14 protein-coding genes are annotated in these 15,339 nt (G+C 47.0%); 13 read left to right on the top strand and 1 reads right to left on the bottom strand.

Translation table 11 applies throughout. The annotated features are described in order from the left end of the window. Positions 1-39: 39 nt before the first annotated feature. The 8 genes from C7R92_RS03685 to C7R92_RS03650 all read left to right on the top strand — a co-directional run bounded on the left by C7R92_RS03685 (position 40) and on the right by C7R92_RS03650 (position 7,653). Positions 40-1,215 (top strand): trans-sulfuration enzyme family protein, encoded by a 1,176-nt coding sequence (locus tag C7R92_RS03685; RefSeq protein WP_106833290.1) that lies wholly within the window; start codon positions 40-42, stop codon positions 1,213-1,215. Positions 1,216-1,352: 137 nt separating this feature from the next. Next, positions 1,353-1,907 (top strand): RNA polymerase sigma factor, encoded by a 555-nt coding sequence (locus C7R92_RS03680; RefSeq protein WP_017249140.1) that lies wholly within the window; start codon positions 1,353-1,355, stop codon positions 1,905-1,907. Further along, positions 1,904-2,980 carry a TolB family protein gene (locus tag C7R92_RS03675; protein WP_106833289.1) on the top strand — a complete coding sequence of 359 codons (1,077 nt, stop codon included), beginning with the start codon at positions 1,904-1,906 and terminating at the stop codon, positions 2,978-2,980. Before C7R92_RS03680 ends, C7R92_RS03675 begins: the two co-directional genes overlap by 4 nt. 14 nt (positions 2,981-2,994) lie before the next feature. After that, entirely contained in the window at positions 2,995-5,223 is a 2,229-nt protein-coding gene (locus C7R92_RS03670) for a hypothetical protein (RefSeq protein ID WP_106833288.1), read from the top strand. After that, positions 5,217-6,149, top strand: coding sequence for an ABC transporter ATP-binding protein (locus C7R92_RS03665; RefSeq protein WP_017249138.1), 933 nt, complete (start codon positions 5,217-5,219; stop codon positions 6,147-6,149). Before C7R92_RS03670 ends, C7R92_RS03665 begins: the two co-directional genes overlap by 7 nt. Next, positions 6,146-7,012 (top strand): ABC transporter permease, encoded by an 867-nt coding sequence (locus C7R92_RS03660; protein WP_017249137.1) that lies wholly within the window; start codon positions 6,146-6,148, stop codon positions 7,010-7,012. Before C7R92_RS03665 ends, C7R92_RS03660 begins: the two co-directional genes overlap by 4 nt. Continuing rightward, positions 7,002-7,214, top strand: a complete 213-nt coding sequence (locus C7R92_RS03655) for a hypothetical protein (protein ID WP_017249136.1) — start codon at positions 7,002-7,004, stop codon at positions 7,212-7,214. The genes C7R92_RS03660 and C7R92_RS03655 overlap by 11 nt, the downstream gene beginning before the upstream one ends. Before the next feature lie 139 nt (positions 7,215-7,353). Next, positions 7,354-7,653, top strand: coding sequence for a DUF1292 domain-containing protein (locus C7R92_RS03650; RefSeq protein ID WP_007718819.1), 300 nt, complete (start codon positions 7,354-7,356; stop codon positions 7,651-7,653). A 68-nt stretch (positions 7,654-7,721) separates the two neighbouring features. Here C7R92_RS03650 and C7R92_RS03645 read toward each other — a convergent pair whose 3' ends face one another. Next, the gene (locus C7R92_RS03645) at positions 7,722-8,099 is read right to left on the bottom strand and encodes a YflT domain-containing protein (protein WP_016743484.1); all 378 of its coding nucleotides are present in this window, start codon (positions 8,097-8,099) and stop codon (positions 7,722-7,724) included. A gap of 499 nt (positions 8,100-8,598) precedes the next feature. On the opposite strand from C7R92_RS03645, the gene C7R92_RS03640 reads away from it, so the two are divergent. The 5 genes from C7R92_RS03640 (at position 8,599) to C7R92_RS03620 (ending at position 15,142) form a co-directional block, all read left to right on the top strand. Further along, entirely contained in the window at positions 8,599-10,569 is a 1,971-nt protein-coding gene (locus tag C7R92_RS03640; RefSeq protein ID WP_106833287.1) for a DNA gyrase/topoisomerase IV subunit B, read from the top strand. 2 nt (positions 10,570-10,571) lie between these two features. Continuing rightward, entirely contained in the window at positions 10,572-13,115 is a 2,544-nt protein-coding gene (gene parC / locus C7R92_RS03635) for a DNA topoisomerase IV subunit A (protein WP_106833286.1), read from the top strand. A 16-nt stretch (positions 13,116-13,131) separates the two neighbouring features. Further along, positions 13,132-13,452, top strand: coding sequence for a hypothetical protein (locus tag C7R92_RS03630; RefSeq protein ID WP_106833285.1), 321 nt, complete (start codon positions 13,132-13,134; stop codon positions 13,450-13,452). A gap of 186 nt (positions 13,453-13,638) precedes the next feature. After that, on the top strand, positions 13,639-14,286 hold the full coding sequence (locus C7R92_RS03625) for a nitroreductase family protein (protein WP_106833284.1): 648 nt from the start codon (positions 13,639-13,641) through the stop codon (positions 14,284-14,286). 175 nt (positions 14,287-14,461) lie between these two features. Beyond that, the gene (locus C7R92_RS03620) at positions 14,462-15,142 is read left to right on the top strand and encodes a metallophosphoesterase family protein (RefSeq protein ID WP_106833283.1); all 681 of its coding nucleotides are present in this window, start codon (positions 14,462-14,464) and stop codon (positions 15,140-15,142) included. Positions 15,143-15,339 lie beyond the last annotated feature (197 nt).

Raw genomic sequence — 15,339 nt, 5'->3', positions numbered from 1 at the left:
TTTGCCAATCCGCTAGTTTCCTTTCCAATCTCGCGTGGTATGATTGGGAGAAAAGGGTGGATCAATGTGGCAGAGCGATTTGAGACCAAAACGGTACATATTGGACATGACCCTTTGCGGGGAGTAAAGAGCAAATCTACACCGATTTATCAAACCTCCGTTTTTGCTTTCGATGGTTTGGAGGAAGTAGAACAGTACTACGTCGGCGAGGGAGAATACTTGTACACCCGAAATGGCAATCCCAACCAAGCGGAGCTGGCTCGTGCAATCGCTGTTTTAGAAGGCGCAGAAGCAGGTGTTAGTGCTGCCTCCGGTATGGGAGCAATCATGGCGGGTTTACTTGCCGTTCTTTCTCCTGGAGATCACGAGCTGGCTTCCCATGAAATTTATGGTGGTACCTATGCTCTACTGCACAAGGAACTGTCGCGATTTGGAATCGAGCTCGAGTGCATCCAGCTTGGTCAAATGACAAAGCTTGCTGATCATGTTCGCCCAACTACGCGGCTATTTTTCTTGGAGACCATCACCAATCCGTTATTGACAGTTGCGGATTTGCCTTACTGGATCAAGAAAGCAAAAAGTCTTGGCTTAACCGTCATGGTGGATAATACGTTTGCGACCCCGTATTTGGTACAACCCATTTCATTCGGAGCAGATCTCGTGGTACATAGTGGAACCAAATACATAGGTGGACATAGCGATGTGACGTCAGGTGTTCTGGTTGGATCACAGGCGACAATCAAGCGTGCCACAGAGGTCGTAGCCAACTATGGTGTATCGCTCAGTCCTTTTGAGGCCTGGTTGACATCACGTGGTTTGAAAACGTTGGCAGTGAGAATGGAGCGTCAATGCGATAATGCCAGCCAGATCGCTGCGTTTCTTCGTGAGCATCCTGAAGTTGGACAAGTGTATTACCCAAGTCCTACGGATACCTTCTTTTTTTTACGGCAAAAACAGGGGGCAATGGTATCCTTTGTTCTGGCAGACGAGACGAAGATCTACGACTTTTACCGGGCACTTGACTGGATCAAGTTGGCTCCGTCCCTTGCAGGTGTGGAGACGAGTGTATCTCATCCTGTTACGACGTCTCACCGTGCTTTTTCTGAAGAGCAGCGCAAGGAAACGGGAATCACGATGGGATTGGTACGTTTATCGGTAGGAATCGAGGCTGTTCAAGACATTCAGTCAGCATTAGATGCCGCATTAGGGAAATAATTCAAAAAACTTTGCCGCATTATGAAACTTTCTACCTAAGAAATACGTAATACTTAGTTAGAGTAGTCTCAGGATGTAGTGGAGAAAGTCCATTCTGAGAGCATGCTTCAGTCTGGAAGAAACCGAGGAAAACGCAAATGGGAATGGCTATGAAGCAACCGTCGGGGCCATCATCCGGAGATTATTATGAATCTCGTCCATTTACGGAACTGTATGACGAATATTTTGATCGCGTCAACCGGTATTTACGATGCCGGGTTCAAAGTACGTGGGATGCCGATGATTTGACCACCGTGGTCTTTTTAAAAGCGCTAGAAAAATTCGAGCAATATAGCAGAACAAGTCCTTTCGCATCATGGATTTTTCGTATTGCTCACAATACATATGTGGATTTTATGCGGAAAAACAGGGAGTTACCGGTCGACCAGGAAGATTTTTTAGGAGCAGAACCGGACGACACATGGCAGCCGGAACGGCAGGCGCTGACGAATGAAGAGGTTCGTCTGCTTCGTGATCGTCTGGACTTGTTGTCGCAGGATCAAAGGGACGTGTTGATGCTCCGGTACTTTGCTGACCTCAAAATTAGTCAAGTAGCTGAGGTGCTCGGCAAAACAGAATCGAGTATCAAGATGATTTCTTATCGCGGATTACAAAAACTTCAGAAGATGTATGAGAGGGGGGACTCCGAATGAGAGAAGAGGAGAAGCACCCCCAGGATCATCAATCGGATGATCAGACCGTAACCCAACTCCTAGCCCATTTGAAGCAGATGCGCGGATCGGTTCCTGTCAACTATCAGTTAAAAACAGACCTCAAAAAACAATTGCTTCAGAAAATGAGAGAACACGAAGCCAAACAGGCAAAAGTTCCAAGTGCCGCACCCAAAAAATGGGGGAGATTGGTTTGGAGTGGAATCGCTGCTGCTGCTCTCACCCTTGCCATAGGCGGATTTGTGTGGTGGAACAATTCCTCTCTTGCCGTTCGAGAGAATGAAATATTTAAGTTGCCAGCACAAGCAACTGTGGAGCTTGTTGATATTGATCGGAAAGCCGCTCAGCTAGCATACATCAATAATAATGCAGAGCTGAAAACCGTTCCCATTGATGAGGAATTAAAGCCAGTCACGATCAAGCTGCCACAAACCGAAGGAAAATACACCGGGGTAGCATGGTCTAATTCTGGGAAGCAAATTGCAGTCGTCGAGCAAGGTAAAAAATTATCACGGATATGGATTGTGGAGATGCCAACGGCTTACAGTATGGGAAGCAGCCGATTGCTGAAGGAAGAAGACGGGGTATTATACTCTTCACCAAGCTGGTCTGAACATGATGATTCGCTTGCCTTTACCCGCTCTAAAAATGGCGTCGAAGAAATTTGGGTGAGCAGCACAGTATCGTTCCAAGAATGGAAGCTTGTAGAAGGCTCTCAGCCTGAATGGTCACCAGATGGTAGCTTGCTTGCTTTCAATAAAGTCGGTGAAGTACAGCTGATGGAAATGCGGACGGGGAAAGTCACCTCGCTAGCAGTGGGACAATGGGCATCGTGGAGCTCCGATACGAGATTAACCTATACACACCCAAATGGAATGCTGATGGAAGTAAACGTGAGTGAAGAGCCTTTTGTGACACGCGAGCTACCATTGCGAAACCAGTCATCTGAAGAGTTGATCAAAGGCACCTGGGCAAACAAAGGTAAGCACTTACTGCTTATCTCCCGCCATGATCAGTTGCAACAACTGGTTATCTCTTTGGCGTCACGAAAATGAGCGGAGGAACAAGCATGAGATGGAAATGGGTGTTAATCTTTGTCATCACATGGCTTAGCTTTTCGATACGCCCAGCTATGGCAGAGAGCAACGTCGACATACAATTCGAGATACCTTTAAGTGGTATCGTCAAATATGAATCATGGATGAGACTAAACGTAAAGGTAACCAGCCAAGAACAGGATTTCACAGGGGCTGTAGAGTTGTCGCAGCGACAAGTCAAAAAAAATAATGAATTTAAGCTTCGGCGTCCTATAAAGCTCGAGCAAGGAAAGAGTACAACCGTGTACTTTGATATGCCTTCCCAAATATTGCTCGATGATTGGTACGTCCAGGTGACGCAAAACGGTCAAGTTATCAAAAGCGAAAAGCTGCGTATCCCTTATCCAACGGACGGGCGCACTATTGGGGTGATCAGCGAAGAGGGCAATGCGTTTCATTTCCTTGCCATCAATCAATCACAATCCAAAATGAATCGACCCTTGTCCGTTCAAAATCTCACGGAACAAATGCTGCCTGACCAATCGTGGATTTACGAAAACATAGACATGTTAGCACTGGCAGGCAATAGTGGTTCCACGATTAATGATCAACAGATGGCAGCGATCAAGGAGTGGATCCAGTTAGGGGGTATCGTGGTTGTTTCCGCAGGTCCTAATCAAGATGGGATGATCCAGCGGTTCGCTGATATACTCCCTGTAGAAGCCGGAAAAGCTGGTAATAGAGAGCTACAGCAAGCATTAAGTGAGTATGACATTGCGAAAGTAGCACCGAATGGCAGTATCGGTGTATACAACCGAGATTTGCCCTTGTTTGTGTCAAAATCGTACGGTAGAGGGCTACTTCTATTTGTCAACTATGATGTGACAGCAGAGCCGTTGGCATCGTGGCAGTTTAATGCACAACTGTGGCAGAATGCAATGATCCAGCATGGTGCCAAGAAGATTTTTGAAGAGAAGCTTTATATGGATCAAATGACACGGCCTTTTCTTGACTTGAGCAAGAAGATTCCTGAAGTACAGACTCCTCCACCCATCTGGATGGTGGCGTTGTGGGGCGGATATGTAATTGTACTCGCACCATTGACTTACTTCGTTCTGAAAAGATTGAGAAAACCTGAATGGGCGTGGGGGGTCATCCCAGTTGGAGGAATTTTCTTGACCGTCGCTATTTTCGCGGTTGGAAAGCCTGCTGTTGTGAAAACGAGTACCAGCTACGCCGTAACCAAGATCGACATATTAGATGAGTCTCTGGCTCATGTTCGCTCAGCCGCAACGTTTTTGGGGGTGGATCAAAGCGAATACGATGTTCAACTTGAACCTTCGATCGTTGCTTTGCCTTTGACAGTCGGACGAAATGATTATCGACCAGAGGGACTCATGGAGGGCGATGAGGTTCTGTCTTTCCGTAATCTCCCCTATTTGACACCAAAACAGGCAATCGGTATCGGGGTAAAGCACGACATGGGGGCTTTTGATGCTTCCTTACGAATTAATGAGAATCGTCTGCAAGGGCACGTGAAAAACAATACGGAGTTCGCCTACGATCAGACCTATATTGAAATTGGTTTTCAGCGAATTCCGCTTGGGCCATTGAAAAAGGGAGAAGAAAAGCAGATTGACAGTGTGCTTGAGCCCTTGTTTATGCCAAGAAAACCACAAGCAACAAACGAATTGCAAACGATGGAAGAACGAATCAAAGAAATGCAGGAAAGAGTCGTTGAATATGAAGAGGGGAATCAAGTAAGTATCATCGGTACAACGACAGAGCCTCTTCCTCTGATGACGATGCAGGTGCCTCACCAAGCGCATTACTGGAATGTCATCCAGCAGCCTATTCAATTCCAGCCGAATGAACAAGGGCTGGTGACTTTTCCATATGGTCTGCTTGATGCCGAGATGTATGAAATGACAGGAGACTTCGACAGTACAGGTTACATTTGGCAGCTTGGGAAGGGCAGCATTACGTTTGAATTGCGTACGGATAAAGCGGCGATCAATATGAAGCGATTAACGGTACCGCTGAATCATAGCTCATTCAAACCTTTCCGGATCGAATACTTCCACCAAAAGAGCGGTAGGTGGATATCTGTTGAGCGCGGGACGAGACTTGTCCTCGATAAGGAACTCCAGCAAATATTGACGCCAAATCAAACATTATTGCTTCGCTTTTCCCACAATGGAACGTCGCGATTAGCTCTACCAGAGCCAATTTTCCAGGTAGAGGGGGTGCAGAAATGGTAATCGAAACCGTTCATTTAGGAAAAAGATACGGCAATCTACAAGCGTTGGCGGATTTGAACCTTTCCATCGAGCCAGGTAAGGTGTTCGGTTTCATTGGTCCAAATGGTGCCGGAAAATCTACCACGATGCTTATCTTGTCTACCCTTCTGGAACAGAGTGAAGGGGAAGCATTTGTATGTGGCTACAATGTTCGAAAAGATCCTGCGAGTGTACGCCAGTCTGTTGGCTACATGCCCGATTTTTTTGGCGTATATGACAATTTGACAGCCGTGGAGTATTTGGAGTTTTATGCCGGAGCGTACAAAATTCCAGCCTCCAAAAGACGGGCACTTGTCGGTGATCTTTTAGAACTGGTGAATTTGTCTCACAAAGCAGACGCTTTCGTCGATTCTTTGTCTCGAGGCATGCAACAGCGCCTGGGGCTAGCACGTTGTCTCGTACATGATCCGGCCGTGCTGATTTTGGATGAACCTGCGTCAGGACTGGACCCGCGAGCCCGTATCGAATTGCGCGAGATTATGAAGCAACTACGCGAAATGGGCAAGACGATTATTATCAGCTCCCATGTTTTGCCGGAGCTAGCCGAGCTGTGTGATGATATTGGTGTCATCGAAAAAGGTAGATTAATTGCGTATGGTTCTGTGCATGAGGTCAGCAATCGGGACACAGGACAGAGCCGGATGCAACTAAGAGCCCTGCGGAACTTGGACAAAGCGGGACTTCTGTTAGCGAGCTCTCCGTATGTACATCAATTGACAGAGTATATGGGAGGCTATCGCTTCTACTTTCAAGGGACGGAGCAACAAAAAGCTGAATTGCTTCAAGAACTGCTGGATGAGCAGGTCGCAGTCGTCTACTATGGCGATTCCAAGAAAGATTTAGAAGACGTCTTCTTAGCGATTACGGAAGGAGTCGGTATGGAGTGAGCGACTTCTTGTTCAATCCTCTTTTGGTAAAAGAAATGCGGGACAGATTCCGCTCGAGAAAGACCATGCTCATTTTAGCGGTTTACTTGTTTGTCATGGGGGGAATACCGATGGGCTTTTTGCTCATGGACCCCTTAAAGGCCGAATCGTTAGGGGATAACCGGGATCTGTTTCTGATATCCGCGGGGATACACTATGCGATGGTTTGTTTTGTGGCACCTGCTCTGACTGCTGGAGCGATTAGTGGAGAGAGAGAACGCCAGACCTTGCATATTTTGTTGACGACCCAGCTGTCAACGCGCACGATTATTTTGAGCAAGCTGATTACGTCTTTGGCGTTCTCCACACTGCTCTTGGTTGCCTCGATGCCTTTGTACAGTATCGTAATGCTGTACGGAAGCGTCTCCCCGGAACAAATGGCCCAGCTCGTCCTTTTTCTTGCGGTGAATATGTTTTTTCTTGGGTCGTTGGGGTTGTTTTGCTCCACTTGGATTAAACGAACGTCGATCTCGACGGTCACCACATACGGCATTGCCTTCTTTTTTGTGGTAGGTACTGGATTGCTGTTCTTTTTCATCGGTGAGTCTTTGCAACAGACGTATCCAGAGCAATACGTCAATTCAAATGTTTGGAGCATGTATGAGCTACAGATGCTTGCAGGGACGAACCCTATTATCGTTTTGTCCGATATTTTAGGCGAGTCATTCGATCAATCGGATGACATCACTTTTGCACCGTGGTTGTTTTTCTCATGTGTGTACGTGGTTCTTTCCTTTGTGCTCGTCATCTGGAGCGCTTATTTGTTAAAACCAATCCGCCGAAAATGGTGGAGTTGGAAGAAACGACCTGTTCGTGTACAATGAAAAAGGTGCATGGGAAAAGGGAGGTTTTTTTGTGAGCGATCAAGATGTACAGATCATTGATTTTGAAGAACTGCTTCGTGCGATTGAGAGCCGTCTGGCATCTGCGGGGATGTATGTCAAACGCGAAGCGATCGTGACTATTCTTCAGGCAGAAGAAGCATTTTTGCTTGAAAAAGGTGTTCTTCAAGAGTATAGTGAGTAATCAGCTAACAACCTGCCTAAAGTGGTAGGTTGTTTTTTATGGACAGGCAAGGCATAAAGTCATTCGCCTGTTTGCTTCTCCCGGAAAAAAACGGTATGATGGAACAGAGTACGAATATCAGCATAAGGACGTGAACACATTGACAGAAGAGAACAAAGACCTCGAATTGGGCGATATCATTACATTGGACGATGAAAATGGTGAACCGTTGGGGGATTTCGAAGTATTGGCTATGTTCGACCTGAACGGTAAAGAATATATTGCCTTGGCTGAAGCTGTGGAAGATGAAGAAAGCGAAGAAGATGAAGAAGTGGATATCTTCGTATTCCAAGTAGACGGCGGCGAAATGGTACCATTGGAAGAGGACGAGGAGAGCACAGTTTACGCGAAGCTGAACGAAGTGCTGGAAGGCATCGAACTCATTAAAGAAGACAAGTAATCCCCGGATGAATGAAACAAGCCACTGCTGGCGTTAGAACCCAAGCAGTGGCTTTTTCTTGCGGTCGATCAGTCATTCATTTTAATAATGTTATCCTTAAGGTCTCGTACAACGAGAAGGCATGTATAGTCCGTATCTTGCAGTTCCCGAACCAATGCCGAGCACTCATCTTTGGTAAGACCTAGCTTTTCAAGACGAGTACGGAGTTCTTTACCGCCATTGTCAAAGAAATGCGCCATGCTGTCAATGTGACCGACGGCACTTTCAAAGTGGGTACTGTATTTATAAAAATTGTTTCGTTGATTTGAGTGATTTTTATCAGGATTCCATTTCAAAACCCAGATGTCATCACTGTTGTATCCAGCAGAATTTAACGCATGAACGTCAGAAGCTAGCTCAGCATCATACTTATGGAATTTGACAAACGGCTTGGTAGCACTGATCAAAAGTATTCCCCCCTTTTTGGCCTCAGGAATCGATGCCTTACTAGGATACCCAAAGCCAAAGCGTGGATGAATGGAAATACCTGAGGCATATTTTCCTTGTTAGTAGCAGGATTTACGCTTGTGGGGGAAGAAATAGAGAAAAGGGAAACAGATGTTTTGGTTTTTCGTTTTGACCAATCTTCACCATTAGTGCTACACTAATTAATGGAATATGCATATCAAGTACAGTTCGAAATGAGAAACGAGGAATACTGAGAAGAATCGGCCATCTCGCTAGGGGCGAGGTGGCTTTTTTGCCCCATTTTGCTACTGGCGTTGAATACTATGGGAACCATACGGTACAATAGCGATTAAGTGTTCGCTTTTATTAGGAAAACGTTCCTCTCATGGGGATTGAATCATCTCGGCGTTTTTCAAAAAAGGTGAATACGACGCTAGCCATCAGTAAAAAGGCATGATCGTTTTTCTACGTGTCCGAAGAGTAGAGGGGAGAGCGCGATTGAAGGATACAGAAACACAGCAAACACTAACGTATACGGAAGAAGATATTCAGGTCTTAGAAGGCTTGATTGCCGTTCGAAAGCGGCCTGGGATGTACATAGGCTCCACGGGCTCACGTGGCCTGCATCATCTGCTGTGGGAAATTGTAGATAACGCCAAAGACGAGGCGCTTGCCGGCGTTAACGATAGCATCATCGTCACTTTGTATAAGGATGGCAGTGTCAGTGTGGAAGACCATGGACGCGGAATTCCAACGGGTATGCACAAGACTGGCCGACCTGTACCAGAAGTTATTTTTACGACGCTCCACGCTGGTGGTAAATTCGGCGGCGGCGGATATAAAAAAAGTGGTGGCTTGCACGGGGTAGGCTCCAGTGTCGTTGTCGCCTTGTCCAAATGGCTTGAGGTCGAAATCCACCGGGAAGGCAAAATTCATAAGCAACGCTTTGAATATGTGCTGGATGCAAATGGAATTGAGCATGTCGGTAAACCGGTTACCGGTCTTGATATCACAGGGAACACCAAACGTACAGGAACAACCGTACGTTTTCTGCCGGATGACGCGGTGTTTGGCAATGCTCGCTTTGATTATGAGACGATTCGTGATCGTTTTCGTGAGACGGCATTCCTTCTGAAAAAGCTGCGCATGGTTTTGATTGACGAACGTGGGCCTGAAAAGAAAAGGGAAGAGTTTTACTTCGAAGATGGCTTGAAATCCTATGTTTCTTACTTGAACGAGGGGAAAAATACGCTCCATCCGATCGTTTACTTCGAAGGGGAAAAGGACAATATCTACGTCGAGCTGGCTTTTCAGTACAATGACGGCTATGCAGAGACACTGGTGTCCTATGTCAACTCGATTGTAACAACGGATGGCGGAACTCATGTCACGGGCTTCCGCAACGGTACGACCCGGATCTTTAACGAATTTGCCCGGAAAAAAGGGTACTTGAAAGATAAAGACCCGAACTTGACTGGAAACGATTTGCGGGAAGGTTTCCTCGGTGTATTGTCATTGCAAATGGCTGACGTCCAGTTTGAGTCCCAAACAAAAGACAAGCTGGGGAACGAAGAAGCACGGGCAATCGTAGAACAGATTGTTTCCGAAAAGCTAGGCTTCTTCCTCGAGGAAAATCCGGAAATAGGCAAGCTGCTGATTGACAAGGCATTGCGTTCTGCTGAGATTCGCGAAGAGCTGCGCAAACAACGTGAAGCACTGCGCGGCGACAAGAAAGGCAAAACCGCCAAAAAGCGCAAATCGATTTCAGAAAAGTTTACTCCACCACAATACAGAGACTCCAAGCGTAATGAGCTCTTCCTCGTCGAGGGGGATTCCGCGGGTGGCTCTGCAAAACAGGCGCGTAATTCAGAGTTCCAAGCCTTATTCAGCCTGCGGGGGAAGCCGTTGAACACGGAAAAAGCAAAGCTTTCCGAGGTATTGGCGAATGAAGAGTTCCGCACGATTCTAGAGGTGCTTGAAACGGATATTGGCGAAGAGTTTTCCATCGAAAACTGTGCATTTGACAAAGTCATTATCATGTCTGACGCGGACGTGGACGGCTCGCACATTCAAACGCTGCTGCTGACCTTCTTCTTCCGCTACATGCGCCCGATGATTGCAGCTGGTCACTTGTATATTGCCCAACCGCCTTTGTATCAGGTGAAAAAGCAGAGCAAGGGTAAGCAGACAGAGGGGATCTACTGTTGGAACGATTACGAGCTGGAACAGGCATTGAAAAAGGCTGGACGCGGTGCTGAAGTGCAGCGCTACAAAGGTTTGGGTGAGATGAACGCCGATCAGCTCTGGGAAACAACTATGGACCCTGAGACGCGCAAGCTCATCAAGGTTGAACTGGAAGACCTCGCTCACTGTGAGAAGCTGGTAACCGTTTTGATGGGTGACAAAGTCCCACCACGGCGTGAGTGGATCGAGAACCACGTCACCTTTGAAGTGGGGGAGGATGAATAAGCATGCTGTCCAATCAAATTATTAATCAGAGCTTCGCGGAGATTATGGGAAAGCGCTTCGGGGACTATGCCAACCTGGTTATTCTCTCACGCGCGATCCCGGATGCTCGCGATGGACTAAAACCGGTACAGCGCCGTATTTTGTATGCCATGTACCAAGAAGGCAACACGAACGATAAACCATACCGGAAATCAGCGAAAACGGTCGGGTATGTGATGGGTACCTATCATCCGCACGGTGACTCGGCGATTTACGAAACGATGGTACGGATGGCGCAATGGTGGAAAATGCGGCAGGTGCTTATTCAAGGTCACGGAAACTTTGGTAGCTTGGACGCAGACCCACCAGCGGCTATGCGTTATACCGAATCCAGACTGTCGGCATTGGCCAATGAGCTTCTGCGTGATATTGAAAAGGATACGGTTACATTTATCCCGAACTACGACAACTCCGCTCAACAACCGGCAGTATTGCCTTCACGGTTTCCTAATCTTCTCGTGAATGGTGCGGCCGGGATTGCGGTTGGTTTTGCAACGGACATCCCTACTCACAATTTGGGCGAGGTCATCGATGCGGCTGTTGCACAAATGAAGAACCCGAATATCTCGCTGGATGAGCTGATGCAGCACGTCAAAGGTCCAGATTTTCCGACAGGCGGCATTGTTCAAGGGCTGTCCGGAATTCGAAAGGCGTTTGAGACAGGCCGTGGTCAATTCATCATTCGCGGGAAGACCCATGTAGAGGAGCCAAAAGGCGGCAAAGTCAAAAAAATCGTCATTTCCGAAATCCCTTACGAGGTGGTCAAGTCGAAGCTCGTCGGCCAAATCGATGAGCTTGTGATGGAGCGCAAAATCGAGGGGGCGCTGGCGGTTCGCGATGAAACTGGTCGCAAAGAGGCTGAGCAGAAAAAAGTCCGTATCGTAGTGGATATTCGCAAGGAAGCGGATGAGCAGGCGATTCTCAACTACCTGTACAAAAATACGGATCTGCAAATCTATTACAATTACAACATGAACGTGATTCATGAGGGGACCATCCGCCAGATGGGACTCAAGGCTCTGTTGGGAGCGTACATCGACCACCAAAAAGAAGTCGTCACGAATCGCTGTCAATATGATCTGAATCGCAAGCAAAGCCGCGAGCATATCGTGGAAGGCTTGATTCGTGCCAAGTCCATTTTGCGTCAGATCGTCGATACGATTATGGATTCGGAAGACCGTGCAGATGCCAAGAAAAACATCATGGAGAAATACGGCTTCACCGAAAACCAAGCAGATGCGATCTTGAACATTCAGCTCGCTTCCTTAACTCGCTTGGATATCGTCAAGCTGGAAAAAGAATTGGCTACACTGGCAAAAGAAATCGAGGAATTGAAATCGATTTTGGCAAGCGAGAAAAAGCTGATTCAAGTCATTACAGGCGAGCTGAACGAGATCAAGAAAAAATACGCAGAAGAGCGCCTGACAGAAATCCAGGGTGAGATCGAGGAAATCAAAATCGATATCGCGATGCAAATCAATGCTGAGGATTGCATCGTAACTCTCACAAACGAAGGATATATCAAGCGGACGAGCCCGCGCTCCTTCAAATCAGTGGGGGGAACGTTGGAGACATGTGGGGTAAAAGAAGGAGACCGTGTCCACTATTTCATGGAGGCGAATACGTCTCACACTGCTCTCTTCTTTACCCAGGACGGTAAATACTTCGCCACATTGGTCAACGCCTTCCCAGACGATAAGTGGAAGGATATTGGTTCCGCCCTCGTCAACATTATCCCGTTGGAGAAGAATCAGCGGATTGTTGGCTTTACGATCGTAGAAAACTTCAAACAACCGCTATATGTATACCATGTAAGCAAAAATGGTTTGATGAAAAAGACGGCGTTGTCCGAATACGAAACGAATCGTTCGAGTGCGTTGGTAGCTGCGAAGCTGAAAGCAGACGATGACGAGTTTGTGAATGTATTTGTGGCTGACGAAGCTGGGGCGATTCTCGGTGCGACAAAAGATGGCATGGGCATTCGATTCCAGCGCAGTGAAGTCAGCGCAACGGGTAGAGCATCGAGCGGGGTAAAAGCAATCGCACTTGCTCCTGGCGATGTTGTCATCACGATGCTTCCAATTGAGGAAGTCGATTCACGTGCCTTTAGCTTGTTGACGGCTGAAGGGGTTGTAAAACGCACAGCCATTGCTGCAATCCCACTCCAGGCTCGCGCAGGCAAAGGCGTACAGTTGATTCGTAAACGAAAAAATAATCCGCATGAGCTTGTTGCGATGTTCATCGAGGAAACGGTTTATGCCTGGACGTTGCAGAACGAATGGACCCCTGTCGAGACAGAGCAAGTGATCGTCAACGAGCAAGGTGGCATCGGCCGACAACTGGTGGAGGGTGGGGTAAAAGCAGTAGCTTTTGAAACCATTTTGCCGTCAGATGAACCGAAGGATGAAGCGACTGCAAAAGGCTCCGGAGACGGAGCTGGCACAGCAGGACAACAGAAAACGCCTAATGCCCAGGCTAGCCTGTTCGATGGAAATCATCGTGAATAAAAGGAATGATGAATAGATGGCGTTTGAAGCCTTTGTTTCACCGCTAAGCTGGCAGCAGGTTTCTCTGCTCCTCGATACTGTGCAATATTTCGAAGACGCTCCGAAACTGCTCTCTCTTCCACAAGACCAAGGAGTAAGTGTGCCTGTGCCGATTACGTCTGACACATTGACGACGATGCTTAGTTGTCTGGACGAAGAGGATGCATTTAGCCGGAAAGCTTTTTCATTGAGTTGGGAAGCAGCTGAGGACGAAGGGAGTGGCTATCTCGTTGTCGAGCTCCCGAATGGAGACACCGTGAGACAGCCAGCCGTTCTATCCGCTTTTTCTCCGGTTTAACAAATAAACGCTTTGGTGACGCGCTTGCATTTATGACAGGATGTGAGTCGTTTTGCCAAAGCGTTTTTTTGCATACAAAAAGATTGCCAGCGAATTGGAGTATGTGATACAGTTTGAACACGAGTTGTTGTGTAATAAAGTTAGTAACTTACTGGATTTGCATACTTATCACTGGAGGATGGAATCATGGAAAAAGTCATCGACCAAAAGGCTTTTATCGACGTCATTCGGGAGCGTCGTTCCGTACGTCATTACGATTCAACAGCAAAAATCTCGCGGGATGAACTAAAGGAAATGCTTAAGGAAGCGACCTTGGCACCTTCAAGCTCCAACCTCCAGCCATGGCGGTTTTTGATTATCGATGAACAGCCATTGAAAGAGAAGCTGCTCCCCATCGCATTTAACCAAAAGCAAGTGGTTGAGGCTGCTGCGATTATTGCAGTGCTGGCAGACTATGAGGGCTACAAGCAAGCCGGGAGCATTTACAAAAAAGCCGTCGAAGCAGGCTACATGACAGAGGAAGTAAAAGCTACACTCATCGACAACATCAACAAGCGTTATGAGAATCGGGATCGAGCCATCATCAAGGAAATTGCTTTGGTAGACGGAGGTCTCGTCTCGATGCAATTGATGCTCGTTGCCAAGGCAAGAGGGTATGACACGGTGCCAATGGGAGGCTATGACAGCGAGAAATTCAAAGAAGCTTTCCAAATCCCGGATCAATATGAAACGGTCATGTTGATTGCAGTTGGCAAAGCGGCTGAGCCTGGTCATCCGACTACTCGCCTGGATGTAGAAGAAATTACGTTCTGGAATGAAATGCCGAGTAAATAAGCATGGAGAAATGGAATAGCCTTGGCCTGATATATGATTTTGGGCCTGGGCTTTTTTCACGTTTACAAGCTTTCGAGGGACAGACATGCTGGCAATCAGGTGAAATGGGGCGTACAATAGGGTGATGGGACAGTAACGAAAGAGAAGCTGCAGACGAGCGAAAGAAGGGTGTAGGATGAAAAGATTGTTGGCAATCAGCGATATTCATGGGGAATTGGACAAACTGGAATCGTTGATGGAGCAAGTTCAGTACGATCCACAAGACGATCAATTGATCCTGCTAGGTGATTATGTAGACCGTGGACCAGCGTCGAAGGGGGTCGTCGACAAGGTAAAACAGCTCCATGCAGAAGGAGCAATCGTGTTGATGGGCAACCATGATCATATGATGGTTAAATCATTCGAGCAAGACCCTGTCTTTATCGAACGATGGTTCCGAAACGGCGCACAAAAGACGTTAGCGAGCTATGGTCATGCCGCAGCAGATACGGAGTCTGGTGCACCGGAGGCCTTGGAAATCACCTCTTCAGTCAAAGAGCATCTGGAATTTTTGGCTGGCTTGAACTGCTATTATGAAACCGATGATTATATTTTTGTTCACGGGGGTGTACATCCCGAGACTCCAGTTGCAGAGACTGACCCGTACCTGCTGATGTGGATACGTGATGAGTTCCATAAAGGTTACCAGGGTGAGAAGACTGTTATTTTTGGTCACACGCCAACCAGTTACTTGCACGGTAAACATGATGTGTTTTACGGAGAAAATAAAATCATCGGCATTGACGGCGGGGCCGTATACGGCGGCCGTCTGCATTGCTTGGAACTGCCTAGCCGAAAGGTTTACTCGGTAGAGTAATAAAACAAGAACGAAGGCTTCCACCTCTCTTTCCAAAGAGCGGGTGAAAGCCTTTTTGATATGCGTCAAGATAAGTTCAGAGTAAGATTGTAATGAATTTTTATTCAAATAAATTGCAAAAATTAATAATTTAAGGCTTGTATTCCAATATATGGGATAGTAAAATATTCCCAAATCACTCATATTCTTATTGTTCA

The organism is Brevibacillus porteri (assembly GCF_003013475.1).
Taxonomy (GTDB): Bacteria; Bacillota; Bacilli; order Brevibacillales; family Brevibacillaceae; genus Brevibacillus; species Brevibacillus porteri.
The sequence above is the reverse complement of the archived record's forward strand: the minus strand, read 5'-3'. Positions and strand labels throughout refer to the sequence as shown.

Excerpts from the sequence above, each read along its gene's own strand:
- C7R92_RS03685 (WP_106833290.1), top strand. The coding sequence starts at position 40 with ATGATTGGGAGAAAAGGGTGGATCAATGTGGCAGAGCGATTTGAGACC.
- C7R92_RS03680 (WP_017249140.1), top strand. The coding sequence starts at position 1,353 with ATGGGAATGGCTATGAAGCAACCGTCGGGGCCATCATCCGGAGATTAT.
- parC (WP_106833286.1), top strand. The coding sequence starts at position 10,572 with ATGCTGTCCAATCAAATTATTAATCAGAGCTTCGCGGAGATTATGGGA.
- C7R92_RS03620 (WP_106833283.1), top strand. The coding sequence starts at position 14,462 with ATGAAAAGATTGTTGGCAATCAGCGATATTCATGGGGAATTGGACAAA.
- C7R92_RS03670 (WP_106833288.1), top strand. The coding sequence starts at position 2,995 with ATGAGATGGAAATGGGTGTTAATCTTTGTCATCACATGGCTTAGCTTT.
- C7R92_RS03675 (WP_106833289.1), top strand. The coding sequence starts at position 1,904 with ATGAGAGAAGAGGAGAAGCACCCCCAGGATCATCAATCGGATGATCAG.
- C7R92_RS03665 (WP_017249138.1), top strand. The coding sequence starts at position 5,217 with ATGGTAATCGAAACCGTTCATTTAGGAAAAAGATACGGCAATCTACAA.
- C7R92_RS03625 (WP_106833284.1), top strand. The coding sequence starts at position 13,639 with ATGGAAAAAGTCATCGACCAAAAGGCTTTTATCGACGTCATTCGGGAG.
- C7R92_RS03630 (WP_106833285.1), top strand. The coding sequence starts at position 13,132 with ATGGCGTTTGAAGCCTTTGTTTCACCGCTAAGCTGGCAGCAGGTTTCT.